Consider the following 26,139-nt stretch of genomic DNA (forward strand, 5'->3'; position numbering starts at 1 on the left):
ATTATAAAATACCCACAATTCAGAAACTCACGGAAGATACAAAGTATAAGTTCACAGCAGCTCCATCGTTCCCTGGTAAACTAATTACTGCTGTACTTGCACCTGTTGCCCTAACTATGTTACCCTGACCTGAAATTACATTATTTCTACTTGTATCTATATTAGAAACTGCATTTCCTATATTGCTTGCAAAAAGTGTTCTTAATTGTTCCTGACAACATTGTTTACATCCCTTTGGAATTTCAGAAACAGTTGTATCTAATGCAGCCTTTAGAGTACTCCGCATAAAATCAGAAGAACTATCAATTAAAAAAGTACTTTGTATCAATTCAATTTGACAAATAGACACAATTTCTCCATTAGAAAATTGTACTAATTTTGCCGTATATACATTATTTGCATCAGGATAAAATCTAATTACACTCTGATTGTTTACAGCTGGCTGAGAGGCTATTGTTTCAACTATTATATCTGTTGCTCCAACATTTTTTAAATATCCTAAAACAGCTCTTAATCCTGCTGTACAATATTTACACCCACTTACTCCAGCGGGCCCGGGAGAACAAATATTACAGAAATTATATTTAGATTTGTAATTGTTTCTGCCATATACATGTGAGCAGTTATTATCTGAATATCTTTCATCCGAACAATCCAAAGAGCCATCATCAATAAAATGACTTGAACAATTATCCTCAATAATTTCCCAGTGATTATACTTTAAACCATTAACATAATAGTTTATACTAATTGAATTTTGGTTATTATCCATATGTCCTCCTTTGACTTTAATCAATAAAGCTATTCACTGTAAATTATGTTTATTATTTATACTTTGTTACATTAATTGTCATCATACACTATGTAACTTGTCAAGCAAAAGCAAGGGATAAATTGTAAAAAAAGAACCCACTCATAAATTCTGTTCATGAATGGGTACTGGATTTATATTTTTTCTAAAATCACCTCATTGACTGGATAATGCTGTCGGCAAGATCATCCATTGAACTGGCATCATTTTCTTTCATCACAGAGTTCAATGAGATTTCATTGTTTAAAATAGTCATTTCTTTCATCTCATCCAAAAGTTCACGCATTAATTTGCCAGATTGAGGAGCCCATGAACCATTTTCTATGAGAGCAAAAGTACGTTTTTGAAGATTTAATGCCTTCATATCCATTATATATCCCAACATAGGTGGATAAATCTTCAAGTTATAAGTTACACAAGCAAGAACTACATGACTATATTTGAATGTCTCAGAAATTAAATAGGAAACATGAGTTTTTGAAACATCATACATAACTACATTGGTCATTCCCTTTTCCACTAACCTTGTGGCTAAATTATTAGCAGCAGCCTCTGTATTACCATACATTGTGGCATAGACAATCATTACACCCTTTTCCTCGGGCTCATAACGACTCCACTTGTCATATTTATCAAGCAAGTATCCAAAATCATTACGCCACACCGGTCCATGCAGAGGACATATAATTTTAATATTGATACTGCTGGCCTTCTTCAGCAGAGCTTGAACATGAGGACCATACTTACCTACAATATTTGTATAATATCTTCTGGCATCATCAATCCAGCAGCGGTCAAAATTCACCTCATCATTAAACAACTTACCATCCAGGGCACCAAAAGATCCGAAAGCATCAGCAGAAAACAGCACACCACTTACAGTATCATATGTCACCATAGCTTCCGGCCAGTGTACCATTGGGGCATACACAAATATAACCTCATGTTTTCCAAAGGACATAGTATCCCCTTCTTTGACTTTTATTGTTTGCTCATGGATGTGGAAACCAAACTGATTCATGAACATGAAAGCTTTTTCAGTACATATAATCTTTACATCTGGATAGCGAAGAATAATCTCTTCAATACACGCTGCATGATCCGGCTCCACATGATTGATCACCATATAATCTAAGGTCCTATGTCCTAGAACCGCTTTAATATTCTCAAGAAACTGACGACAAACTGACCAGTCCACTGTATCAAAAAGTACTGTATTTTCATCTAAAAGCAGATAAGAGTTATAGGAAACACCACGTGGAATGGGATGAATGTTTTCAAAGAGAGCAAGGCGGCGATCATTACCACCAACCCAATAAAGGTCCTCATCAATTTTTCTAACACAATACATAGATTTAATCCTCCTTTACGCTAAAAATATATTATTGGGAGCAAATGATTCTTAGGTTCAGGTGGAGTTTGCTATAGACAAATACTTATCTCCATCTGAACCTTATTAACAGTATTCTTAGTGTCTTTAGCACTTAGAATACGTTATCCTTTAGGAGAAGAACTTATCCAGGCGCGTAGCAGTGCTTATCTCCCACTTTGATAGAAAAGCAGAGAACCAAAATTTTTAATTTTGTGTGAATCGCTTTCACAGAGTGCGATGGGAGTATTAGCAATGGTAGTGTTCGGATAAATGTCACACTTCTATAAACATATTTTTTTCTTCACCACAAAGAGGACAAGTCCACTCTGCAGGCAATTCTTCAAAAAGTGTGCCTGGAAGTGCTTCTCCTTCCCTATCACCTACTCCAGGGTCATATTCATAACCGCACCCGTTGCAGACATAATGTCTCCAAGTCGGAACAACTTTCTTTGGAATGGCTCTCTTCATCTTTTTCATTGGTAGTGCCTGTTTTTTCGGTTGTCCATTGTCTAAAGCAGCAGTGAACAATGGTAATATTTCCATCAGATCACCAACTATACCATAGTCTGCATTCTTGAAAATTTTAGCATTAGGATCAATGTTTATGGCAACAATTGTAGCAGCATCTTTTATACCTTTCAAATGCTGGCCCGCCCCTGAAATACCACAGGCAATGTAAAGATTTCCATTGAATTTTTGACCCGACATACCAACATAACGATCTAAAGGTAAATATTTAAGTGTTTCAGCTACGGGGCGCGAGGAACCCACAGCAGCACCAGCTTGAACCGCTAAATTTTCTATAAGCTTCATATTTTCTTTTTTTCCTATACCCAAGCCTGCACTAACTACCCTTTCAGCCTTGCTGATAGGGGTATCCAAAGCTATTCCAACTGTGAAATCATAGCCATCTGCCTTAAGAGCTTTTACAAGAGCATCAACTTTTTCTTCAGAAGTTTCTTTTTTAAAAATCACTTTCTTACGATAACCTGTGGCAGGTTCATTCTGAGAAACTTTATCTACCCGCTGAGTCTTTGGCATCTTACCAATAATGTGAGAAGATATAACCACACGCTGGATTTCATTAGTTCCCTCATATATTGTACAAATCTTAGCATCTCTGTAAGCACGCTCAACTTCCATACCTTTCAGATAACCGCTTCCACCAAATATTTGAAGAGCATCGCTTACAATCTCAAGACAAACATCTGAGGCATATTGTTTTGCCATAGCTGCCTCCATACTGTAATGCTCATGATTTTCTTTCATCTCTGCTGCGCTGTAAACAAGTAACCTGGCTGCCCTAAGCTTTGTGGCCATATCAGCCAACTTAAATGCTATAATCTGCTGCCGGCAGATAGGTTTGCCAAATTGGATTCTTTCTTTTGAATACTCCAGTGCATGCTCATAAGCCCCCTGTGCAATGCCAAGAGCCTGAGCTGCAATGCCAATACGACCACCATCCAATGTGGACATGGCAATCTTAAAACCATCCCCCTCGTTACCTAATAGATTTTCCTTAGGGACTTTCACGTCGTTGAAAATCAACTCTGCAGTGGCAGAAGAACGAATGCCCATCTTGTCATAATGTTTTCCGAAACTAAAGCCTTCCCATCCCTTCTCCACAATAAATGCACTGATACCACCAGTACCTATATTGGGTGTAGTAACTGCAAAAACAACGTAAATATCAGCCTCTCCTCCGTTGGTGATAAAAATCTTTTCACCATTTAAAATATAATAATCACCTTCTAGAACAGCAGTACTCTCCGTGCCTCCGGCGTCACTACCGGCATTTTCCTCTGTAAGACCAAATGCACCAAGTTTTTCTCCCTTTGCCATGGGAACTAAATATTTCTGCTTCTGCTCATCAGTTCCGTAGGCAGCAATTGGATATGTCCCCAAAGATGTGTGGGCAGAAAGAATTACGCCTGTACCACCGTCCACTCTTGATAATTCCTCAACAGCAATGGCATAGGTGATTATACCCAAATCAGCCCCGCCATACTCTTTGGGATATGGAATCCCCATCATTCCCATGGCAGTCAATTTATGAACAGCCTCCGAGGGAAATTTATTCTCCTGATCCAACATAAATGCAATAGGTTTAACTTCCTCTTCAGCAAATTGTCTGATTTTTTTCCTGAAATTTTCGTGTTGTAACTTAGTCTTAAAAAGCATATATTTTCCTCCTAATTAATTAATATATTTTACACTATAAACCATATTTTTAAATATATTTATTTAATGTATATATTAACCTCATAAATTTATTATATCTTTCAAAAGTTTTCATTAGAACCTTAAAAAGTTTTACAACAAATTTAGGAGTATTATAATATAGTAACGTTTTAGTCTTAGGATAAAAATTATGCTTAAACCCTACATCAATTTTCTGATGTTCTTATTTTGATACCACAAAACACTTGTTAAAAATCCCAATATACCTGTACACAAAAACATAACTGCCATCCCACTTCCTGCACCTGTACCTACAATTTTTCGTAATAATAATGCACACTTATTATCTGAAAGCATAAATGGTTCAAATATATAATCAGCTGAAGCTCCACCTAATAATATGGCAATAGGTATAGTACAATATTGAACAGCATTTCTTACAGCAAATACTCTACCTTGCATTTCTGTAGGAATTATATTATACATAATGACATTTTGCCCTGCATTAATAAATGGCATGGGTATACTGGCTGCAATTGCAGCTAAGCACCAAATATAACTATTTTGACCCAATCCCATTAATAAATCCCCAAAAGCAAATGAAAATGCCGCCGAAAAATACATTAATTTCAAATTATCATTGGGCAGCTTTACAAATGAAACAATCAAGCCTCCTACGATTCCTCCTATACCAAGTACGCCACTAACAATTCCAAGTACATTGTCATTACCGCCACTTCGTGCTAATATCATAGGAGATAAAATATTTTCATATGTTAAATGTGAAAATAAGTTCATAGATGCCATACTCATAAAAATGTACCATATTCCTTTATGTTTAAGGATAAATTCTACTCCCTCTTTACAAGCATAAAAAATATTATAATTATTATTCATTTTTTTCTCTAATTGTTCTGGAATAGAAATGCAAAATAGTAAAACAACAAATGCGAAAACAAAAGTAGCCAAATCAATAAGAATTATACTTGGCAGTCCCCAAAAAGAACTTATAAATGCTGCAAGCATTGGAGCAACTATAGTGATTAAAGAATTGGCAAATGAATTCATACCACTTGCTTTTGAATACTTATCTTTTGGAACCATAATTCCAATTGCTACTGTTAATGATGGTGATTGAAAAGCATTCACAAATCCATTAATGCTATTTATAATATAAATATAATTAATTTTTAATTTTCCCGTAAAAAGCAATACCCAAACAATCGTAGAACATATAGTTGCTATGGAATCTGACCACAGCATAATCTTTTTCTTCTTATGATTGTCGATAAATACTCCTGCAAAAACACTGACAATGACGTATGGTAAGTATGAAAAAAATGTCATTAAAGACACTGACATTACAGAACTGGTTTGCTTATATGCCCATATAAGCAAAGCAAAACTAGTCATAGAGGTTCCTAGTTGTGATACTGATTGGCTTAGCCAAAATAATATGAAATTTCTAAACTTATTATCTATCATTGGTTTTCTCCTTATAAGTTATTCTAGATAATTTATAAGTACAAAATCCAATGTGGACGATTTTATGCAGCGTAACTATTTATCTCTATACAAGTTTCGTCCAATATTAGATCTTGTACAGAGATAATCATCTAAATTAATTACCAAATGACATAACATATCGTCACCTCTCTATCGTAAAATTGTGAGTAGATTTTGTTATTACACAAATCCGATTATATTCCCATCAGACTAATTTAAAGAATAAATTATATCTCCCATGATTTCTGCCTCAATTTTATCATGGGTTACTAATATAACAGTTCTACCTGTTTCTCTCTGGTGAACTAAAAATTTTTTTATTATGCTTTTCTTTAGCCTCTCGTCCAGACCCTTAAAAGGCTCATCCATTAAAATTAGATTGCTTTTATATGCAGCAGCCCTTGCAAAAGCAACCCTTCTTTTCATTCCCCCGCTTAATTTATCAGGGAGCTTATCTTTATATTCCAACAGTTCCACCATATCCAAAAATCCATTTGCAGTTATATCCATATTTATCTTACTCATAGTAGACTTTAATACAAATGCAACATTTTCATACACTGTAAGGTGTGGAATAAGTCTATCTTCTTGAAACACATAAGATATATTCTTGCTTTTTAAAATAACTTCTCCACTATAATTTGTTTCAATACCACTTATAATATTCAAAAGTGTAGTTTTTCCACAGCCCGACGGCCCCAGAACAGCTGTAATTTTGCCCATTATAAAATTCATACTTAAATCAGAAAAAATTGGGGTTCCTTCATAGGACTTATTCAGATTTTTAATTATTACCTCATAATTATGTTCATATTCTGTTACCATATTTCTGTCACCTTTACCTATAAATTATTTTGCTTCAAGACATCTTTTAGGCTCCATCTTCCAGTACCTTAATTGTGAACTGTGAATCGTGAATTGTACATTACTTTAGTAACTATTTCTGCAAATAATACCTAAATACTCTCTCAAATATAAAGCTTAAAATAACCACCACAATAGTCCATGCAAATAATTCTGCTGTTTCCAGAGTTGTTTTAGCATTTAAGAGATTTAATCCTATAGAATACCTTGGAACACTCAATACTTCTGAGGCCACTGAGACCTTCCATCCGATTCCCATACACATAAGTATTCCAGATACAATATAGTTTTTTATACAAGGTAAATATATATCTTTCAATATATATTTACCTTGTACTTTATACACATTAGCCATTTGTATCAGGCTTCTATCTACACTACGTATTCCCTGAAGCACATTAGTATATATTATTGGAAAACATATGAGTATAGCTGTAAAAATAACCACATTGGATGAATTAAACCATACTAGGGCTATAATAATTATAGATACCACCGGAGTAGCTTTTACAGTGACTACCATAGGTTCTAAAAACTCCTCTATAAATTTATTAAGCCCTGCAATTAACCCTAGTAAGATGCCTATAAATACAGACAATAAAATTCCAACAATTACCCTGGCTATACTACTAAAAACACTTTTCCAAAAATAAAGTTCTCCCATAAGAGTTACAAGGGACTTGAATACTTTAAAGGGAGAAGGTAAAAAAAGCTCTTCATTTATAAGAAGAGAACATATCTCCCAGATGAATAGCCAGAATACTAATATGGCTATTCTTTTAATTATTCGTCTTTCCATTGTAATAGAAATTTTCATCTGGTATTTTTCCCCCAATAGATTTTGCATCATTCTCCTTTAAAATTTCATAAAACTTTTCCAGAGAAGATTTACCTTCTTTAGCACTAATAAAAACTATATTACACTTTGGAATTGCCTCTTCTGCTACTTTAGCTTTAGGAATTATACCATACTTTTCTATAAGCTTTCCTGCCTCTACTTTATTACTATTTACAAAATCTACAGATTGTTTATACTTATTCAAGAAATTATCCAAATCTTGAGACCTGCTGTCTATAAAAGATTTTCTAAATACTAAAGTCCCCATTATCAGCTTACTCTGTCCCTGGGATGCCTTATCCCATTCTTTTGTCAAATCTATAGGTATTTGTAAGTCACTGTCTTTCATTTTGGTAGTAGTTACAAAAGGTTCTGGCAGTACTGCCAAATTAACTTTTTTAGCCGCTACTGCTGCAGCCAGGTCATTATGAGTCATTTTATAATCCACTGTTACATCCTTATCAGGATCTAATCCATTTTTCTTTAATATGTAGTTTAATACAAATTCAGGGGTGGAACCCTTTCCACTGGAATAAATAGTTTTACCCTTTAAATCCTTTATATCTTTTACCGTATTTCCATTTTCCACAATATATAAAATACCTAAAGTATTTATACCTACTAACTTAACTTGTCCTTTTGTCTTATTATACAATATTGATGCTAAGTTAGAGGGAATAGCGGCACCATCTAATTGTCCATTTACAATTTTGGATACTATTTCATCTGGAGAATCATATACAGTAATGTCATAGTTAGTTTTATCCTCCATAAGCTTTGCCATACCCATGCCGGTAGGTCCTTTCAACGCTGCTATTTTAATCTTTTCCTTTTTACTTTCACTAGTGCTCGAATTATTAGAACAACTAGTAACAAACAAAATAGAAATTGCAAATATTAATACTGATATTACCATACTCATTTTTCTTTTCATAAAAATACCTCCCCTATAAAATAATTAATTTAAATTATACACTATTAATTGGCTATTTTATAGATTAGTCAGTAGAATAATTACAACATAATCCCGTTTTCTAAAAAGCAGCTCAAATGCTTCACACTCAAACTGCTTTATCAATTATTACATACTTGCCATTCTCCTGCATTCATCAGCACAAATTCTACAAGTTTCTGCACAAGCTTGACAATGCTGCTCTTTAAACATATCACATTCTAAAGCACACCTATCACAAATAGCAGCACAAAGATTACATATATCCTTTACATTTCCGCTTTCTCTAGACATATAACATACTGCTGTTGAACAAATTTCAGCACAGTCCTGAAGAGTCTTTATACAATTCATTCTTGCTTTTACATCAGCTTCTTGTAAACAAAGATTAAAGCACTCCTCACATATTTGAGCACATTTTGCACATACATCTATACATACTTGATCTGCATGTCCTCTTGACAGAAGTGATACTGCTGGCATATTCATCGTTACTGGCATAATTTTTTCCTCCTAAAATAATATTACTACTACAAAATTATATTATCTCCTTTATGGTATGAATTATTATAATAATTCAACCACGGAAACAACTTAAAGAATATAATGTTGTTGCCGTGGTTGTGTAGTGAATATCACTTTCTCTTTATTCTATGCTTTTGGGGTCTTATAGTAATATCTGTTATGGCTATACTGGAATCCTGCAGTAATATTGATTTTACTACATCCGCTACAGTTTCAGAACTTATATAAAAGTCACTTTCACTATCATCCTCACAAAAATTTGCATTTCTATAAAAATTACTCTTTGTCATATCTGGATGAATGGAAACTACCCTAACTCCAGTTTTTCTAACTTCTGAAAAAAGACTTTCAGAAAAATGAGTTAGTCCTGCTTTTGTGGCAGAATAAGCACAGCCATAGGTACTTATATACTTTGCAGTAACTGAGGATATGTTTATAATCATACCCTTATTTTTCTTTAAATCTCTTAGAAGTATATTGCAAAGTACCATAGGTATTTCCAGATTAGTTGAAACCATTAAATGTATTTTTTTAGGATTCAATTCTTCATGAGGACCAAAATATCCTACTCCTGCATTATTCACTAATAAATGTACCTGCTCTTCCCTTTTAATTTTGTCTACTTTTTTAAAAAGTACATCTATATCTGTAATATCACAAATTTCTTCAACAAAATTATTATCATAAAGGTTCACTTTAGAAAAATCTCTGCCAAAGCCATAGACTTTGTAGTTCATTTGTAAAAGTCTTTTTGAAATTTCAAGCCCTATTCCCGAAGAGGCACCTGTTACAATTGCAGTCTTCATATTTCACCTTCTTACGTATTAAGCTATTGCACAAATATCTTTTTTTCTTCAACATGATCACATATCATATTATATATAAATTCTACCATAGACTGATGGTGTTCTAGCGAATAAGTGCATACCCCATTTATGGTCTTAAAGGGATATGACAGTAAAACAGACCGCGGATTATTTTTTACCATTCTTTTTAAATAATCCTTTGCAATTCTAAATACCCCGATACTCACATCTTCAATATTACTTTTTGAAATAACTTTAAAAGTATCTTCTACACACTTTTTATATTGCTCCTCCCAGCTGTGTATATAAAGAATAGGATCAAAACAAATCCTTACTTTCCATCCTTTATCCAGGGCATCTTTTACACTATTTAATCTAGAACTTAAACTTGGAGTATTTGCTTCATATTTTCTGGCAATCTCTTCCGGAGAAAGAGTCCATGCTAGTATAACATTATCCTGTGGCACTATATCTTCTATGCTTTTAAAATTGCAACTTTTAGTTCTAATTTCTATTTTTAAATGAGGATAAAGAGATGCAAATTCTATCCACTTTCTAGTAAAACCCGTTATATTTTCAAAAGCTAAAAGATCTGTATCATAGGATATACAAAGATATACAGGATGCTTTTTTAAAATATGTTGTAAATTATAAAAAATATCATTTAAATTAACAAATATCACTATATTAGCAGAGGAATACATACCCTGAAGATAACAATATTCACAATTATAAAGACAATTCATCATAGAAGAGGTATAATAAAAATGTTCATTTCCAAAGCTTTCACACACATCAGCTCCTTTATAAATTAGATTTCCATCCTTACAGGCTAATATGAGTTTTGGACTCTTCTTTTGGAGTACGAAATTCTGATTATGTCTTGAAAATACATCCTTATAGTGACGTATTTTTATTATACTAGAATTTTTAAAGTTAGATAATATATGCTTGGTATTCTCATTTTCAATGGCCCTTTCTTCCACATAAATATGGGAAAAACTACATGAATTGCAGCTGCCATACAAGTCTTTCAAAATACATCTTCCTTTCACCTTTAGTTTTACAGCAAATTTGAGTAAAAGGCTCAAGAGCCAGTATTAAATTATCATTCCTCAGCTTATATCCTTTTGCCAGTGCTTTAAACTTATGCTGCATAGAAACAGATAAATTTAAATTAGTTATTATCTCATTTATATAATCCATATCCTTCTCATCAAGTATATCAAAAGGCTTTGCATACTGATGGCAAATGTCCAGTATCCACCTGCATATTTCCTCTGAATTTCCATAAATTAAATCTGTAACCTGGGATGCAGTTAAACTATTGCTATTTAAATAATCAGATACTACTTTCAAACAATGTATTCTATGGGGAGGTATAAACATAGATACTGCCTGGAAAAAAGCAGCCCCTTCCATATCTACAAAATGTCCCTGTATATTCTTAAAATCATGCTCTTTAACTATTTTAGGGAAACTCTCCAAATGCCCTTCTCTAAAAGGATGCTTAAAAACCATGTCAGGGTAAAAATCCTTATCTGATGTATTTTCAGTTATTTTATTACAAAGCACTGCTGTGCCAATTTCAACGGATTTATATTTACTACCGCATATACCTATGTTTATAAAAGTATCATAAGCATTAGCTTCAAACTTATCAATAACATGTATACATGAACAAGCTGTGTTTATAGCTCCACCCTTTGTTATGACAAGAACAATTTCTTCATTTTTAAAAACTTGAACTTTATTTATAGAACTATATTTTTTTAAAGCAAAGCCATCTATAAATGGCTTTGCTTCACAATATAATGCTGTTACTATGAAAACCATATTTTCCTTTTATCCTCCCATTGTAATTTCATTTGTATTGTAAATTTACATGTTTCCAAATAATTATACCTTAAATATACAATATGGGTAAAGAAATTATATCCAGCACTTCTATAACACTACTTGATTCCTCTATATAGGTATCTTTTGATTTTAAAGTTCCAATCTTTATACACTTCATTGTATTCTTTTTTTACCATTTCTAAAAATTCATCTAACACTCCCAATTTATTTAATCCTTTCATAAGGTGCCTCGGGTAGCTGCCGCATCTAGAGTAATTATTTCTGGGATCTATAACTTTTATAGAAAAATCACTGCTTAAATATAAATCCTTACACCGTATATCCAGTTTATTAAAATTAAGTTTTTCAAATTCCATAATTAATTTAATGATTTCGCCACATATCTGTTTATTTATGCCACTTTTTTTAATGTAATGATCAAGTCTCTTTCCACTTGCATAATCTCTTACAATATAATAGGGTCCATGGAAATATACTTTAGGAAAATATCTACTTCCCACAGTTTTCTTCAATAGGTCGTACTCATTTTTACAAATATTTTTGTTCTTAAATATTTTAATCACTTTATTATCTTCCAGTAAATATACTATGCCGTTATGTCCGCACCCCAAAAAGTTCCCTTTTCTTAACATACTTTCAGCTATTTCGTCAAGTTCTATATAATATCCATCCCTCCTGCTCATAACCTATACCTTTCCATATTACTGTTACTATTATTGTATGAAAGTTCCTATGCTAATTTGATAAGGTATCTGAAAATAAATAACAAGTGAAGGATGGTAAGATTATTTTACATAAGACAAGGAAGCAGGTTCCTTTGATAGTGGTGCTATCATAGGGTTCTGCTGACGCAGCATTATGTAAAATAGGCTGCCATACTGGCTAGTTATTTATTTGAAGATGCCTAAGTATCTGAAAATAAATAACAAGTGAAGGACGTCCCCTTTTTAAATAAAAACAAAACTGCATTATTACAGCTTTGTTTTTCTGAATTACATGACCTTTTTACTTTTCTCCCCGGATACTATATCTTCCACTGGACATATATTTAAACATAGATGACATCCTACACATTTATTTTTTAATAATGAAGGTTTCCTATTTTCGTAGTCCCATTTTATAGCCTGATGGCCTCCATCATAACAGGATATATAGCACCTGCCGCAGCCTACACAGTTGTAATTTCTAAATTCAGGATGCACTATATAACTTCTGTCTAACTCTTCTGCAGAAACCACATTTTTAAGTGCAAATCCAACTAAGTCCTTCAATGCGTCAAAACCCTTTTCTTCCATATAATAGGACAGCCCACTAATTAGATCCTTTATTATTCTATATCCGTACTGCATAATTGCAGTAGTAACCTGAATATTAGAAGCACCTAAAAGTATAAACTCTACTGCATCTTCCCAGGTTTCTATTCCACCCATACCACTTATAGGAATGCCCTTTAACTCAGGACTTTTAGCTAAATCCTGTATAAACCTAAGAGCTATAGGCTTTATAGCTTTCCCTGAATATCCAGATACTGAGGATTTTCCCCCTATTATAGGATAAGGGGAAAATTTATTTAAATCTATCCTGGTTATACTCTTTATGGTATTAATAGCAGCTATTCCATCGGCCCCTCCACGTATAGAAGCAGCTGCAGGTACCACCATATCCGAAAGATTGGGTGTCATCTTGGCAAGTATAGGTAAGGAACTTCCCTTTCTCACTGCCCTACAATAATTTTCCACAAGTTCAGGGCTCTGCCCTACATCCGCTCCCATAGACTGTGAAGACATTTGGGGACAGGAAAAATTGCATTCAATTATATCTGCTCCTATTTGGGTAACCATCTCTGCTAATTTAGCCCACTCCTCTTCAGTTTCTCCCATAATGGATGCAACCAAAACTTTTTGGGGATATTTTTCTTTCAATTTTCTCATATGCTCCAAATTTTCTTCTAAAGGATGATCTGAAATTTGCTCTAAATTTCTAAAACCTACAAAAGATACATTTTCCTTACCTATTACATCAAATCTTGGAGATACTTCATTTGGAACATAAAATCCGATAGTTTTAAATACTACACCTGCCCATCCCATATCCAGTGCCTTGGAACACATCTCAAAATTATTACCTACTACAGAGGAGGATAAGAAAAATGGATTTTCACATTCTATACCAAAAAATTCTATTGAAAGATTTTTCATTTATTTAACCTCCTGTTCTAAATGCTTTTTTATATCAAGTGATTCTTAGGTTCAGGTGGAGTTTGCTCATGAGGGATACTTTTCTCCATCTGAACCTTATTAACAGTATTCTTAGTGTCTTCAGCACTTAGAATACGTTATCCTTTAGGGGAAGAACTTATCCAGAGGCGTAGCAGTGCTTATCTCCCACTTTGAAGAAGATGGGGGGTTAGCAATGGTAGCCTTCGGATAAAAATTCATGTATCATCTTTATTTTTATAGGTCTGTCAATTTTGCCTCTTATACAATTTCTCTGACAGTACATCTTATTATTACAGGCCAGACCACACTCTCCTGCCCTATTTAAGTCTTCCATGGTTTTATAGTAAGCTCCCTTGTAATTTTTAAACCTTAAAGACATTATAATATCTGATGGAGCCTTTTTACCTGGACATGCTTTACTACAGGGTGGATCATAGCATAAAAGGCATCTTGTTACTTCTTCTATTATCTGTTTGAATTTTATCTTATCTTCCATTTAAAAGCCTCCCATCTAATTTAAACTCTAGATTATTTTCTCCTTTTCCTCTTTAAGAATTTTCCCCAGCCAGGTTCTCCTAAGAACTCTCCATCTTTAAATACTAATTTTCCCCTTGAAAAAGTCATAACCGGGTATCCTTTCAACTTTACCCCTTCCCATATGGTATGATCCACATCTGAATGCATATTTTCCTTAGAAATAGTGAAGTCTTTATGGGGATCATATACAACAATATCCGCATCTGAGCCTACTGTAATGCTGCCTTTTTCAGGAAAACACCCATATATTCTAGCAGGATTTGTAGAACACACTTCTACCACTTTATTGAAAGAAAGCCTTCCTTTATTGGCTTCACTTAACATATAGGGATACATATTTTCTATACCCATGCACCCATTTGGTATTTTGGTGAAATCATCCTTACCCCAATCCTTTTCATGAGTTTGAAATGGACAATGATCTGTAGCTATAGTTGCAATATCTCCAGTTTTTATGCCCTGCCATAAAGCATCTTGACTTTCTTTTCCTTTTATTGGTGGAGAGCATACAAAATTTCTTCCGTCTTCCCTTTTATAAACCTGATTAGTAAAATATAAATATTGAGGACAAGTTTCTGCATATATCTCATATCCTTCATCTCTAGCCTTCTTAACTTCTTCCATTCCCTCTTTATTTGCAAGATGAACTATATATAAAGGGGCATTTAGCGCCTTAGCCCAGTGTATGGCTCTTTTATCCGCTTCTGCCTCTACAAATTCCGGTCTTGAAAGGTAATGATACCACGGAGAAGTTTTTCCTTCTTTTAAAAATTGCTCTGTCCTTATATCTATTAAATCTGGATTTTCTGCATGAACTGCTATAATGGCACCTACCTCCTTGGATTTTTCAAGTACCTGACATAGTACTCCATCATTTGCCATTAATCCTTCCTTTTTATACACCATAAATACTTTAAAACTAGGTATTCCATACTCTACGCAAGCTTTAAATTCATCTAAAATTTCTGGTCTCAAATCTGACACAACTACATGGAAAGCATAATCCACACAAGCTACAGGTTCACATAATTTATTCCTCTCCTGGGCAGTTTGAATTAGTCCATGCCCCTTTTGTTGAAGGGCAAAATCAAAAACTGTAGTTGTTCCGCCGCAGGCAGCAGCTCTTGTACCCCCTTCATAGCCATCTGCAGATACTGTTCCTCCAAAGGGCATTTCAAGATGGGTATGGGCATCTATGGCACCTGGAAGTACATATTTACCTTCTGCATCAATTACTTTTGCACTTTTATTTTCAAGCTGGCCAGCTATAGCTGCAATCTTTCCATTTTTTATACCTATATCTGCTTTATAGGTATCTGACGCCGTTATTATAATACCATTTTTTATAATTGTATCCATTATTTATCACCTCATAAAATAATCTAAAGGGGAAAAGGCTATTAACCATTCCCCAAATTATTTGTTATCTATTCATTTACAAGTTCTCCAATAGGCTCTGGTTTTTTAGAAGAAGCACTCAATAAATAGTACACTACAAAAGATAATGCAAAACCTACAAACCATGCATAATTAGCCAATCCACTTAAACTTGGAATTATTTTTCCTATAAGGGCTGCAAATATACCTACAGCTAGTGAAATAACAGCCTTTATGTTAAAGCCTTTATTATAGGTATACTCCCCTTTTGTGAGATAAAGATCTTTAAGATTCAATTTTTTCTTTTTAATAATCCAATAATCACAAATAATTATAGCTGCTACCGGTCCCAAAATTCCAGAATAAGTACCAAGCCATGCGAATATATATCCGCTAGGATCAGCCAACAGCTTCCATGGCATTATAAGTATGCCGATAATACCTGTAATAAGACTTCCCATTTTAAAACTTATGTGTTTAGGTGCTATGTTTGAAAAATCATTTGCCGGTGAAACAATATTTGCAGCTATATTAACAGAAAGAGAAGCTACCACTATTCCAAAAAATCCAACTAATAATGCTATAGGATTAGTAAATTTAGCTATTATATCTACTGGATCCCACATAGCTTTGCCATATACAACTACAGTAGCAGAAGTTATTATTATACCCATTGCAGAAAATACAGTCATAGTTATAGGAAGACCTAAAGACTGACCTACCACTTGCTCTTTTTGTCCTTTTGAAAACCTTGTAAAATCAGGTATGTTTAGTGAAAGAGTTGCCCAAAATCCTACCATACTGGTAAGTGCTGCTGGAAATACCTTCATAAGATCACCCATAGTTTTAAGCTTACTTTCCTCGCTTAAAAGAGGACCAAAACCATGCGCAGAACTCACTGCCCAAATTACCAAAAATACAGCTAAAACTATTACTGCCGGTGCAGCCCAATTTTCAAATTTCTTAAGCTGTTCCATTCCCTTGAATATAATAAACATCTGTATACCCCAGAATATCATAAATGTTATAGCTGCAGGCAAACTTAATCCCGCTATTTGAAAACTTCCACCCATAGTTTTCCACCCCGGAATTACAGCGGCAAATAATACATTTAATGCACTTCCGCCTATATAAGTATTAATTCCGAACCATCCACAGGCTACAACAGCTCTAAGTATTGCAGGTATATTGGCGCCAAACACTCCAAAAGCCGCCCTTGAAAAAACCGGAAAATTTATTCCATATTTAGTTCCAGGATGAGCATTTAATAAAATAGGTATTAAAACTATAAGATTTCCAAGAGTAATAGTAAATAAAGCCTGCTTCCAATTCATTCCTAGTGATATTAAACTCCCTGCCAGCATATAGGTAGGTATGCAGTGAGCCATTCCAATCCAAAGGGCAGTAAAATTGTAAGTATTCCAGGTTCTTTCTTTAACAGGTACAGGGGCATTATCATCATTGTATAGTTTACTTTCTGTGACACTTGCATCTGACTTATCTAATTCATATATTTCTTTTTCTCTGAGTTGTTCCATAATAATCCCTTCTTTCTTTTAATAAATGAATAAATGAATACATTGTTTTACATCTTATCCACGTCTAATATAGTCTGAATCAATACATTGGTACCTTTTACACAGTTATCAAGAGGAGTCTTTTCTATTTCACAATGGCTGTGTCCACCAACACTTGGGACAAATATCATAGTTACAGGCAGCATATCCGCTGCAAACTGAGCATCATGTCCGGGACCGCTGTACATTCTCATATTGGAATATCCATAAAGATTTGCATTTTTTTCAACCAAATTTACTAGGTCTTTATTAAAGCTGACAGTTTTACGTGCCCACAATTCCTGGAAGCTGACTTTGCAGCCTGCAAGTTCTTCAGGAATGCTTCTGATAATTTCAACTACTTGTTCTACTACTTTTGGCTCTTGATGCCTTGCATCTAAAGTAAACTTAACATGTTCTGGTATAATTGTGTGTACATTGGGCGAGCAGTTAATTCTGCCAGTAGTATAAACTAACTTGTCATCAAATTTGTCAAGTTCTCTATGAAGATACAAAATGGCCTCAGAAGCAGCTAAAAGGGCATCCTTTCTCATTTTTTGTGGAACAGTTCCTGCATGTCCAGCCTGACCTGTAAATTCAAATTCATAATTAACCATTCCAACAACACCTTCTACAACACCAATATCCTTTTTTGCAGACTCAAGTACTGGTCCTTGTTCAATGTGCAGCTCAAGAAGAGCTTTATAATCCTTGGGATTTATCCTATTTTTTTCATCACCCTTATACCCACTTGCATCTAAAGCTTCTCCAAAGGTTATACCTTCTATATCTTTTGATGCCAGCATTTTTGCCTTATCAAACTTACCAGTGACAACACCTGATGACATCATGGCAGGGTCAAAACGTGCCCCTTCTTCATTAGTCCAGATCATAACTGTAATTGGATGACGATGTGGAATATTTTCTGTAACTATAGTTTCAGCTGCTTCCATTGCAGTCAATACACCTAAAATTCCATCATAATTTCCGCCCTGTACTACTGAATCACAATGGGAGCCCATTGCAATATGCGGAAGATCTTCTGACCCCTTGAAAGTAGCATACATATTCCCCATATCATCTGTTACAATTTCTGCACCTAGTGCTTTCATTCTTTTTGAAAATTCCCCTCTTGCCTGAAGGGCTGCCTCTGATAGGGATAACCTTGTTATACCGCCGTTTCCAGTATCACCAAACTTACTGAAAGTGGCAATTTTATCTTCCATCCTTTCTGTGTTACAAATGATTTTTCTCATTTCTTCTACTTCTTCCATAAATAAATCTCCTTTACAAATTCACTAAATTGGTTTAGAATATAACACGCGATTAGTTTTAATTTATTGGTGTCTTTATATATATTTTAAAAGGCACTTATTTTTTTAATTTTCTTTATTTTTTGATATACTCATCTACAAAATCCAATACTTTATCTAAAATATCCATTGCCTCTTCCAGTTCTTCCTTTTTAATAATAAGTGGAGGGGCTACCATTATACAGTTTTCATGAGAATAGGTTGAAAACCCTCTTTCCTTTAACATTCCCACAATTTTAGGCATTATCCCTTCAGTATCCTTTCCATAAGGCACTAATGCTTCTCTTGTACTTTTATCTTTAACCAATTCTACTGCGGAAAATAGACCTATATATCTAACATCTCCTACACTTGCATGTTTTTGTTTTATGTCTTCCAGTTTTTGTCCTAAAATAACACCCATCTTTTTAGAATTTTCTATTAAGTTTTCTTCTTCATACACTTCTATGGTTGCACATCCTGCAGCACATCCCAGTGGATGGGCATTATAAGTAAGTCCACACATAAGCACATTATCATCAAAATACTCACCTATCTTTTTGCTTACAATAACTCCTCCCATAGGCACATATCCGCAGGTAATACCTTTTGCAAAAGTAATAATATCTGGCTCTACATTCCAGTTATTGCAGGCAAACCATTCTCCAGTTCTGCCCCATCCAGCCATAACTTCATCGCACACCATGATTATTCCAAATTCATCGCATAACTTTCTTATACCTTGAAGATATCCCTTAGGTGGAATAATTACACCATTACTTCCTGTTACAGTTTCCAAGAAAATAGCCGCCACAGTTTCAGTTCCCTCATAAATTAATTGCTCTCTTAATTTTTCAAGATAAAATTCACATGCTTTCTCTTCACTTTCAAATCTTATACTTTCTCTGTAAATATAGGGATCAAAAAATTTAACAAATCCCGGTATACCTGGTTCACAGGTATATCTTCTTGGTTCTCCTGTTAAGTTTGCAGCTCCAAAGCTTGCCCCATGATAAGAACGATATCTGGAAAATACTTTAAACCTTCCTGTTACCATTTTAGCTATTTTTATAGCATTTTCATTGGAATCTGCCCCGCCTAACGTAAAAAATACTTTTCCCATATTTTTAGGAGCTTTTTCTATAACCTTAGCTGCCAATTTGGACCTTACATCAACTGCATATCCAGGGCCCATAAAAGGCATCTTATCTGCCTGCTCTTTTATAGCATTTATTACTTTCTTATTTCCATGTCCTATATTTAAATTTACAAGCTGTGAAGACATATCAAAATACTTTTTACCTGTACTATCCCAAAAGTAAATTCCTTCAGCTTTTGTGATCACAAGTGGATCTAATTTTTTTTGTGCGCTCCATGAATGTAAATTATACTTTTTATCATATTCTTTTATTTTATTACTTTCTAAACCCAATTCCTCATTTTCCAAAATTTCCATTTCTACTCCCCCTAATATATGAATACATTTTTAAAAACAAACTTTTTTTTGAGCATGCCTTAGTATATTGTCTTATATATTTCTATAAGCTGTTCTACTTCAGGTCTTCTCGGATTAAGCGCCGTAGTCTTGCTCTCCATGGCATCTTTAGCCATTTTCTCAAAATTGTTTTTATCTACTCCCACTTCTTTTAAACTTGTTGGCAGTCCTGTTTCTAAAAATAGATTTTTTATAGATCCTATAGCTGTGTAGCTAGCTTCTCTTATAGATTTGCCCTCTATATTCTCCCCCATAGCCTCTGCCACAACTTTAAATTTTTCTGAACATGCGGCCCTGTTAAATTTCATTACTTCCGGAAGAAGCAGTGCGTTTGCAAGACCATGAGGAACTTTATAATAGGCTCCAAGGGGCCTGGACATAGAATGGACAAGTGCCGTAGATGAATTACTAAAAGCAAGACCTGCATACATTTGGGCAAGTAACATGTTACCTCTAGCCTCCATATCATCTTCTTTTAAAATTGCTTTTACTAAATTACCAGTAATAAGTTCTATGGCCTTTATTGCATACATGTCAGATATAGGCTGGGCAGCTTTAGATATGTATGCTTCTATGGCGTGAGTAAATGCATCCATGCCTGTGGCTGCAGTAACACTTTGGGGCATCATTTTAGTAAGCTTTGGATCTAAAATGGCTACCTTAGGTATAAGAAAATCGCTGGCAATCAACATCTTAATTTTTCTCTCTGTATCTGTTATTATGGAGTATTTACTAACCTCACTGCCAGTACCTGCAGTAGTAGGTACCGCTACTATAGGAATTCCATCAGCCTCTGGAGTCTTTTTTTCGTAATCTAAAATATCTCCTCCATTGGTAGTTACTGCACTTATGGCTTTGGAAGCATCTAGTGCACTTCCTCCTCCTAATGCTACTATTACATCTACATTTTCTTCTTTGGCAGTTTGTACCCCAGCCCTCACTGTATTCACACTGGGGTCAGATTCTACCTTATCAAATATTACATAGTTTAAACTTACCTGTTTTAAACTATCCAGGACTTTATCCAAAGCCCCTGTTTTCTTAGATGAATTTTTTCCTGTAATTATCATAGCCTTTTTGCCTAGTTTTACAGATTTAGCTCCAACTAAGTTTACTGCGTCCTCACCATAAATTATATCTCTAGGACATTGAAATATAGAATAACTCATAAAAACACCTCAGCTCATTTAAAATTCATTAATTTATCCTACTCTTTTTTAACAATATATTAAATATCATGCATATAACTTACCATATCTAAAAATATAATCATATATCCACAGCGTACAAATATACCTCTATTTCTTTGTACATTATAAATTACATATTTAAATTTCTGCAAAAAATAAAGGGAGTGTCGCAAAACTACTTTAAAATAGTCAGCGATGTCCCTTTTTATCATTAAAATAAAAAATAATCCGAGAATGGAGATTTTCTTTTTAACTCCAACTTAACTCCAACTTATTCATCATCGTGAATCTTCTATATTATTTTTACAGACTTTCAGTATGTTGGTGTATATTTTTGGGGAGTAAGAAGACAAATGGTATAGTTAAGAGCAAAATACCAACAGCAGACCAAATGGCATATCTTACGCCCACAGCAAATCCGCTGATTCCAAATGAACTTCCAATAGAATTGAAAAAAATCGTACCGAGAATAGCAATACCGATACTGCTGCCAACTTGCTGCATCATGTTCAGAACACCGGAAGCCGAACCTGCATCCTGTTGTGGAACTTGTGAAATACTAAAATCAGTAATAGGCGCTACAACCATGCCCATGCCCCCACCACCCATAAGAAGTACGGGAATCAGCTGCCAATTGCTGAGGGACGTACCGGCTCCGTGCATCACTAATTCCACACCTGCAAGTCCAAGGGCGCATAATATCAAACCTAATACCACCACCTTGCGGCCATGTCTCGGCGCCAATTTCGTTACTGAAAACCCTGCCATTACAGGAACCATAAACGAAAATGGCAATGCGGTCAAGGCCGCGTGCAAAGGCGTAAAATGTAATCCCATTTGTAAGTAAAATGTAAAAACGAGAAAATAGCCGCTCATGGCAATCATAAATGAGGTAAATACCGATACCCCTCCAATAAAACTCTTAAACTGGAAAAGATTCAGTGCCATTAAAGGAGATTTATTCAATTTCGTACGGTGCCTCTCATAGACAATAAAAAAGATGGCAACCATGAGCGAAGCTACCATTGAAATATATGTCCAAACAGGCCAACCCAAGCTATTCCCCTGTATCAGCGGATACAGCAGCATTATAAGCGAAGCCATCACCATCAGCGTACCCGGTATGTCTACACGTAACGGTTTTATGGATTTTGACTCCCCAAGCACCAGCGCAGCGGCTATAAAAATGAAAACTCCCACCGGAATATTAATGAGGAATATTGTACGCCAACCTAGTTGTAAAAGATTAATCTTTATCAGAAATGCTGCCAATAATGGCCCGCCAACGGTTGCAAATCCGCTGACTCCGCCGTAGGCGCCAAGCGCCACGGCACGTTCTTTAGGTGCAAATAAAACTTGTATATAAGAAAGCACTTGTGGAACCATAATGGCGGCCATGATTCCCTGTATTGCTCTGGAAAAAATCAGAATATTTATTGTGACAGCCAAACCTGAAAAAGCAGATGCAATAGTAAACCCTGCTATGCCTAGCATGAACATTTTTTTACGACCTAAAATATCCCCAAGTCGTCCCCCGGTAATGATAATCAGTGCCAATCCAAGGATATATGCGTTTACCGTCCATTCAACAGCCGATGAACTAGCCTGTAAACTGCTTTGAATTGAAGGTATGGCAATGTTAATTATCATGGTATCCAAGATATCCATAAAAGCCCCGAACAGAAGTATGACTAAGGCAAATGTACGGCGGTTACTGTTCATATTTTCTTCCTGCATTATTGTGTCCTCCTCCACTTGATTTTTAGAATTTTGTTATAATTTGTGCTCATACTTCAACCTCCATGTTTGGGCGTCCTGTTCTTTCGCACCTTTTGTTTTGTACATTTGTGTGTTCATTTCAAATTTTCACCTCTCAAAAAAGAATAATTATGTTTCCTTGGCAACATAATTATTCTATCATCTTATTGTTTCCTTGTCAATAATAAAGTGAGGACTGTATCATACGCTGATGTTTCAGCATATGATACAGTCCTCTTTAGGCTATTGATACAACCCCATTATTCAAAATCATTTTGATTTGTGGTATCTACACCTTGCTTCTTTATTTCCGCATCCAAATGCCTACTATACTTTTCCACGAAGCTAAGCATCATATCAAATTGTTCCTCGGTTACCTGCTCAAATACAACTTTATCCCGCTCTCGAAACTCTTTGTGCAGTTCTTCATGGACTTTGTTAATCACTTTCCCTTGTGAAGTCAAGCGAAAATAGATTTCTTTCTTGTTATTCGGCTTCTGGTAGCTTTCGATAATGCCTTTTTTTATGAGCTTCTTAGTTATTTTACTTATGGCACCCCTAGTCATATAAAAAGACTCCGCAAGTTTTGTCACGTTGGAGTCTGCATTTCTTTCAATGTATTCGATGCAATGTATTTCAGAAGACTTATAACTATTAAGACTGTATTTCTTAAGACTGTCTTCTATCCTAAACTTATTAAGAAAAATCCACTTGTTTAATAAGTCTCTTAAACCCATCATGACCTGTTCATCTTTGTTCATGGCCTGCCCTCCCACACGTTGGTGTATTAACAATATTATATTACACCATTGTTTCTATTTCAACAATGTGAAAGTAATTATTCTAAGAATTGAGCTACAAAGCATACCCCTCCGCAATTGCAATATCATCATTATTCCGGGAATCGTTCCGAAACTAACGATGAACCGATATCCTTCATGACAGTGTGCAGATCTTTTCTTTCATGCGCCGGTCCATTTCGCATACCAGTAACCACATGTACCCCTTTAACATCAAATTCCAGCAGCTGAAACATACTTTTCGTATAATCAAAATATACCTGGAACATGCTGGAATCAGGATTACCCTGATTAAACACAAGAACCAGCTTTTTTTTCGCGGCATTTTCTTCTTTGAAATGCGGAGAGAATCGCGGAGAGAATCGTGCAAACAACCTGTCGGTGAATATCTTCGCCTGGGCACTCATCTGCCCCATGTAAACCGGCGAGCCGAGAACAATGGCATCGTTATGCTCAATGGCATCATAAAGTTTCTGCATGTCGTCGTTGATAATACAACCTCCATGGCCCTGTTTGCAGCCGTAACAACTCTGGCACGGTTTTATATCCAGATCGCTGAAATACCAGGATTGAATTTCAGCGCCCTGTTCTTTCGCACCTTCCAGTATTTCGTTTACTATCCAGGCGGTATTGCCTTCTTTCCGCGGACTTGCAATAAATCCCATGACTTTCATCTTTCCTCCATTCACGTCTGGTGTGTTTACGGTTTGTTCTGTACATTGTGTGTTCATTTTAAATTTTCACCTCTCGAAAAAATAATTATGTTTCCTTGTCAACATAATTATTCTATCATCTTATTGTTTCCTTGTCAATAATAAAGCAAGGCTGTATCATACGCTGATGTTTCAGCGTTTTGATACAGCCCCTTTATTTTTTCCTAAACCTAAAAATCACTTGATTAACTTTAGGAACAATCCTATCCTTATACAAAGCTTAATATTAAATATTACTTCTTCATCTTTTAAGTCACAATTTAATATTTCTTCTATTCTTTTTACTCTATATTTTATGGTGTTTCTATGAATATATAGTATTTCTGCAGTTTTACCTAAATTCCTATTTTCTTTTAAATATACAATTAAAGTTTCTAATAAGTTCGAAGAATTTTTTTCATCATATTCTTTTAATTTCAACAAGTTTTCATCAAATAATTTTTTCATTTCATCATAATTATTTATCTCAAAAAATAATCTAAATATGCCCAGGTTACTATAATTTATAATACAATTATTTTTTCCATAAAGCTTTGCCATCTCCAAAGCTTTTCTTGCCTCTAAAATAACTTTGTTAAAACTTTTTAAATCTCCACAAATTCCCCCTATGCCTATACTAACTGTAATAAAATCCATCCTGGTATTTATTTGTTTTTTTACACATTCCGCAATATACTCTATATTATTATTATTTTTTTCTATAGGAACCATGAAAAAAAAAGCATCACTTTGCATAGCATAAAGACATTTTTTATTATTTTTATACATTACATATTCAATAACTTCCTGAATACGATTTTTTATATTTAAAATTACATCTTCATCATATAATTTATTTTTCTTTAAATAGGAACTAAAAGCATCAATATCCACTACTATGGCACAATAGTTCTTATTTTCATTATATCCATACAAAGTAGCCCTGTTTAATATTTCCTCAGTAATATTTATATCTTCAAAAATTATTTCTCTCATAAAATTGTTCATGGATTCTTTTTGCAATTTTTCTGTAAAAATAGTCCTGCAAATATTTTGGGTTACATCTATTAACTTCACTTCAAAAGGCAGTTCAAATACAGGAAAATCTACGCTATCTGCAAAATCTATAACTTCTTTAGGTGTTTTTTTGATATAAGGTCCTATATTTATAACAAGCCCTGATAATTTCCTCATATTGATATCCTTTACAAATTTTAATAGCGCCTCTGTATCATCCTTTATGGCTACTCCCGTGATAAATAGAAGCTCTCCACCCTTTACCCAATTAGACACATCTGGAATTTCAGCAACATGAACCCATCTAATTACTTTGTTTAGGCCTTCCCTTCCTGCTACAACTTGCATTTTTTCAAGCCCTGGTAGATTCAATATGTTTTTACAAGTTACAAACATACCTCTCACTCTCCACAAAAAATAAATTTAAGAATCTAAGGGACAACTAAAGTTAGCAGTTGTCCCTAATGTCAAGCTAAAATTTTTGCTAAAAC

The 26,139-nt window shown here is 34.5% G+C and carries 23 protein-coding genes; all 23 read right to left on the reverse strand.

Going from position 1 to position 26,139, the window contains the following annotated elements; translation table 11 throughout:
• Positions 1 to 19: 19 nt before the first annotated feature.
• Positions 20 to 772 (reverse strand): hypothetical protein, encoded by a 753-nt coding sequence (locus tag ACJDU8_RS13415; protein WP_406792659.1) that lies wholly within the window; start codon positions 770 to 772, stop codon positions 20 to 22.
• 190 nt (positions 773 to 962) lie between these two features.
• The gene (locus ACJDU8_RS13420) at positions 963 to 2,162 is read right to left on the reverse strand and encodes an FprA family A-type flavoprotein (protein ID WP_406792660.1); all 1,200 of its coding nucleotides are present in this window, start codon (positions 2,160 to 2,162) and stop codon (positions 963 to 965) included.
• A gap of 294 nt (positions 2,163 to 2,456) precedes the next feature.
• A complete protein-coding gene (locus tag ACJDU8_RS13425; protein WP_406792661.1) occupies positions 2,457 to 4,364 on the reverse strand; it encodes an acyl-CoA dehydrogenase family protein in 1,908 nt (635 codons plus the stop codon).
• A gap of 201 nt (positions 4,365 to 4,565) precedes the next feature.
• Positions 4,566 to 5,849, reverse strand: coding sequence for an MFS transporter (locus tag ACJDU8_RS13430; protein WP_406792662.1), 1,284 nt, complete (start codon positions 5,847 to 5,849; stop codon positions 4,566 to 4,568).
• Between the two features lie 231 nt (positions 5,850 to 6,080).
• Entirely contained in the window at positions 6,081 to 6,695 is a 615-nt protein-coding gene (locus ACJDU8_RS13435; RefSeq protein ID WP_406792663.1) for an ATP-binding cassette domain-containing protein, read from the reverse strand.
• A 112-nt stretch (positions 6,696 to 6,807) separates the two neighbouring features.
• Positions 6,808 to 7,551: an ABC transporter permease gene (locus ACJDU8_RS13440; RefSeq protein ID WP_406792664.1), complete on the reverse strand. Its 744-nt coding sequence runs from the start codon at positions 7,549 to 7,551 to the stop codon at positions 6,808 to 6,810.
• Positions 7,514 to 8,506, reverse strand: a complete 993-nt coding sequence (locus ACJDU8_RS13445) for an ABC transporter substrate-binding protein (protein ID WP_406792665.1) — start codon at positions 8,504 to 8,506, stop codon at positions 7,514 to 7,516. Before ACJDU8_RS13445 ends, ACJDU8_RS13440 begins: the two co-directional genes overlap by 38 nt.
• A 147-nt stretch (positions 8,507 to 8,653) precedes the next feature.
• Complete coding sequence (locus tag ACJDU8_RS13450; RefSeq protein WP_406792666.1) at positions 8,654 to 9,025, reverse strand: four-helix bundle copper-binding protein; 372 nt, start codon at positions 9,023 to 9,025, stop codon at positions 8,654 to 8,656.
• Between the two features lie 134 nt (positions 9,026 to 9,159).
• Entirely contained in the window at positions 9,160 to 9,855 is a 696-nt protein-coding gene (locus ACJDU8_RS13455; RefSeq protein ID WP_406792667.1) for an SDR family oxidoreductase, read from the reverse strand.
• A 23-nt stretch (positions 9,856 to 9,878) separates the two neighbouring features.
• A complete protein-coding gene (locus ACJDU8_RS13460) occupies positions 9,879 to 10,892 on the reverse strand; it encodes an SPL family radical SAM protein (protein ID WP_406792668.1) in 1,014 nt (337 codons plus the stop codon).
• A complete protein-coding gene (locus tag ACJDU8_RS13465; RefSeq protein ID WP_406792669.1) occupies positions 10,858 to 11,691 on the reverse strand; it encodes a 5'-methylthioadenosine/S-adenosylhomocysteine nucleosidase family protein in 834 nt (277 codons plus the stop codon). Before ACJDU8_RS13465 ends, ACJDU8_RS13460 begins: the two co-directional genes overlap by 35 nt.
• Before the next feature lie 119 nt (positions 11,692 to 11,810).
• Entirely contained in the window at positions 11,811 to 12,398 is a 588-nt protein-coding gene (locus ACJDU8_RS13470) for a protein kinase (protein WP_406792670.1), read from the reverse strand.
• A 309-nt stretch (positions 12,399 to 12,707) separates the two neighbouring features.
• Positions 12,708 to 13,913, reverse strand: a complete 1,206-nt coding sequence (preA, locus tag ACJDU8_RS13475; RefSeq protein ID WP_406792671.1) for an NAD-dependent dihydropyrimidine dehydrogenase subunit PreA — start codon at positions 13,911 to 13,913, stop codon at positions 12,708 to 12,710.
• A 208-nt stretch (positions 13,914 to 14,121) separates the two neighbouring features.
• Positions 14,122 to 14,430, reverse strand: a complete 309-nt coding sequence (locus ACJDU8_RS13480) for a hypothetical protein (protein WP_406792672.1) — start codon at positions 14,428 to 14,430, stop codon at positions 14,122 to 14,124.
• Between the two features lie 32 nt (positions 14,431 to 14,462).
• Positions 14,463 to 15,830 (reverse strand): dihydropyrimidinase, encoded by a 1,368-nt coding sequence (hydA, locus tag ACJDU8_RS13485; RefSeq protein WP_406792673.1) that lies wholly within the window; start codon positions 15,828 to 15,830, stop codon positions 14,463 to 14,465.
• Positions 15,831 to 15,898: 68 nt separating this feature from the next.
• The gene (locus ACJDU8_RS13490) at positions 15,899 to 17,386 is read right to left on the reverse strand and encodes an NCS1 family nucleobase:cation symporter-1 (RefSeq protein ID WP_406792674.1); all 1,488 of its coding nucleotides are present in this window, start codon (positions 17,384 to 17,386) and stop codon (positions 15,899 to 15,901) included.
• Between the two features lie 47 nt (positions 17,387 to 17,433).
• On the reverse strand, positions 17,434 to 18,678 hold the full coding sequence (locus ACJDU8_RS13495; protein WP_406792675.1) for a Zn-dependent hydrolase: 1,245 nt from the start codon (positions 18,676 to 18,678) through the stop codon (positions 17,434 to 17,436).
• A gap of 115 nt (positions 18,679 to 18,793) precedes the next feature.
• Positions 18,794 to 20,152: an aminotransferase class III-fold pyridoxal phosphate-dependent enzyme gene (locus ACJDU8_RS13500; RefSeq protein WP_406792676.1), complete on the reverse strand. Its 1,359-nt coding sequence runs from the start codon at positions 20,150 to 20,152 to the stop codon at positions 18,794 to 18,796.
• A 59-nt stretch (positions 20,153 to 20,211) separates the two neighbouring features.
• Complete coding sequence (locus ACJDU8_RS13505; RefSeq protein ID WP_406792677.1) at positions 20,212 to 21,360, reverse strand: iron-containing alcohol dehydrogenase; 1,149 nt, start codon at positions 21,358 to 21,360, stop codon at positions 20,212 to 20,214.
• Positions 21,361 to 21,684: 324 nt separating this feature from the next.
• Positions 21,685 to 23,118 carry an MFS transporter gene (locus ACJDU8_RS13510; RefSeq protein ID WP_406792678.1) on the reverse strand — a complete coding sequence of 478 codons (1,434 nt, stop codon included), beginning with the start codon at positions 23,116 to 23,118 and terminating at the stop codon, positions 21,685 to 21,687.
• Positions 23,119 to 23,399: 281 nt separating this feature from the next.
• Entirely contained in the window at positions 23,400 to 23,900 is a 501-nt protein-coding gene (locus ACJDU8_RS13515; RefSeq protein ID WP_406792679.1) for a MarR family transcriptional regulator, read from the reverse strand.
• Between the two features lie 131 nt (positions 23,901 to 24,031).
• Positions 24,032 to 24,613 (reverse strand): flavodoxin family protein, encoded by a 582-nt coding sequence (locus ACJDU8_RS13520; protein WP_406792680.1) that lies wholly within the window; start codon positions 24,611 to 24,613, stop codon positions 24,032 to 24,034.
• Between the two features lie 216 nt (positions 24,614 to 24,829).
• A complete protein-coding gene (locus ACJDU8_RS13525; RefSeq protein ID WP_406792681.1) occupies positions 24,830 to 26,044 on the reverse strand; it encodes a PucR family transcriptional regulator in 1,215 nt (404 codons plus the stop codon).
• Positions 26,045 to 26,139 lie beyond the last annotated feature (95 nt).

This window comes from Candidatus Clostridium eludens, assembly GCF_045310515.1.
GTDB lineage: Bacteria > Bacillota > Clostridia > Clostridiales > Clostridiaceae > Clostridium_B > Clostridium_B eludens.

What these genes read in the sequence shown, in the direction of transcription:
- ACJDU8_RS13425 (WP_406792661.1), bottom strand. Translation starts at nt 4,364, where the DNA reads ATGCTTTTTAAGACTAAGTTACAACACGAAAATTTCAGGAAAAAAATC.
- preA (WP_406792671.1), bottom strand. Translation starts at nt 13,913, where the DNA reads ATGAAAAATCTTTCAATAGAATTTTTTGGTATAGAATGTGAAAATCCA.
- ACJDU8_RS13455 (WP_406792667.1), bottom strand. Translation starts at nt 9,855, where the DNA reads ATGAAGACTGCAATTGTAACAGGTGCCTCTTCGGGAATAGGGCTTGAA.
- ACJDU8_RS13505 (WP_406792677.1), bottom strand. Translation starts at nt 21,360, where the DNA reads ATGAGTTATTCTATATTTCAATGTCCTAGAGATATAATTTATGGTGAG.
- ACJDU8_RS13440 (WP_406792664.1), bottom strand. Translation starts at nt 7,551, where the DNA reads ATGAAAATTTCTATTACAATGGAAAGACGAATAATTAAAAGAATAGCC.
- ACJDU8_RS13430 (WP_406792662.1), bottom strand. Translation starts at nt 5,849, where the DNA reads ATGATAGATAATAAGTTTAGAAATTTCATATTATTTTGGCTAAGCCAA.
- ACJDU8_RS13525 (WP_406792681.1), bottom strand. Translation starts at nt 26,044, where the DNA reads ATGTTTGTAACTTGTAAAAACATATTGAATCTACCAGGGCTTGAAAAA.
- ACJDU8_RS13445 (WP_406792665.1), bottom strand. Translation starts at nt 8,506, where the DNA reads ATGAAAAGAAAAATGAGTATGGTAATATCAGTATTAATATTTGCAATT.
- ACJDU8_RS13495 (WP_406792675.1), bottom strand. Translation starts at nt 18,678, where the DNA reads ATGGAAGAAGTAGAAGAAATGAGAAAAATCATTTGTAACACAGAAAGG.
- ACJDU8_RS13415 (WP_406792659.1), bottom strand. Translation starts at nt 772, where the DNA reads ATGGATAATAACCAAAATTCAATTAGTATAAACTATTATGTTAATGGT.
- ACJDU8_RS13465 (WP_406792669.1), bottom strand. Translation starts at nt 11,691, where the DNA reads ATGGTTTTCATAGTAACAGCATTATATTGTGAAGCAAAGCCATTTATA.
- ACJDU8_RS13480 (WP_406792672.1), bottom strand. Translation starts at nt 14,430, where the DNA reads ATGGAAGATAAGATAAAATTCAAACAGATAATAGAAGAAGTAACAAGA.
- ACJDU8_RS13470 (WP_406792670.1), bottom strand. Translation starts at nt 12,398, where the DNA reads ATGAGCAGGAGGGATGGATATTATATAGAACTTGACGAAATAGCTGAA.
- ACJDU8_RS13420 (WP_406792660.1), bottom strand. Translation starts at nt 2,162, where the DNA reads ATGTATTGTGTTAGAAAAATTGATGAGGACCTTTATTGGGTTGGTGGT.
- ACJDU8_RS13515 (WP_406792679.1), bottom strand. Translation starts at nt 23,900, where the DNA reads ATGAACAAAGATGAACAGGTCATGATGGGTTTAAGAGACTTATTAAAC.
- ACJDU8_RS13450 (WP_406792666.1), bottom strand. Translation starts at nt 9,025, where the DNA reads ATGCCAGTAACGATGAATATGCCAGCAGTATCACTTCTGTCAAGAGGA.
- ACJDU8_RS13500 (WP_406792676.1), bottom strand. Translation starts at nt 20,152, where the DNA reads ATGGAAATTTTGGAAAATGAGGAATTGGGTTTAGAAAGTAATAAAATA.
- ACJDU8_RS13435 (WP_406792663.1), bottom strand. Translation starts at nt 6,695, where the DNA reads ATGGTAACAGAATATGAACATAATTATGAGGTAATAATTAAAAATCTG.
- hydA (WP_406792673.1), bottom strand. Translation starts at nt 15,830, where the DNA reads ATGGATACAATTATAAAAAATGGTATTATAATAACGGCGTCAGATACC.
- ACJDU8_RS13510 (WP_406792678.1), bottom strand. Translation starts at nt 23,118, where the DNA reads ATGCAGGAAGAAAATATGAACAGTAACCGCCGTACATTTGCCTTAGTC.
- ACJDU8_RS13520 (WP_406792680.1), bottom strand. Translation starts at nt 24,613, where the DNA reads ATGAAAGTCATGGGATTTATTGCAAGTCCGCGGAAAGAAGGCAATACC.
- ACJDU8_RS13490 (WP_406792674.1), bottom strand. Translation starts at nt 17,386, where the DNA reads ATGGAACAACTCAGAGAAAAAGAAATATATGAATTAGATAAGTCAGAT.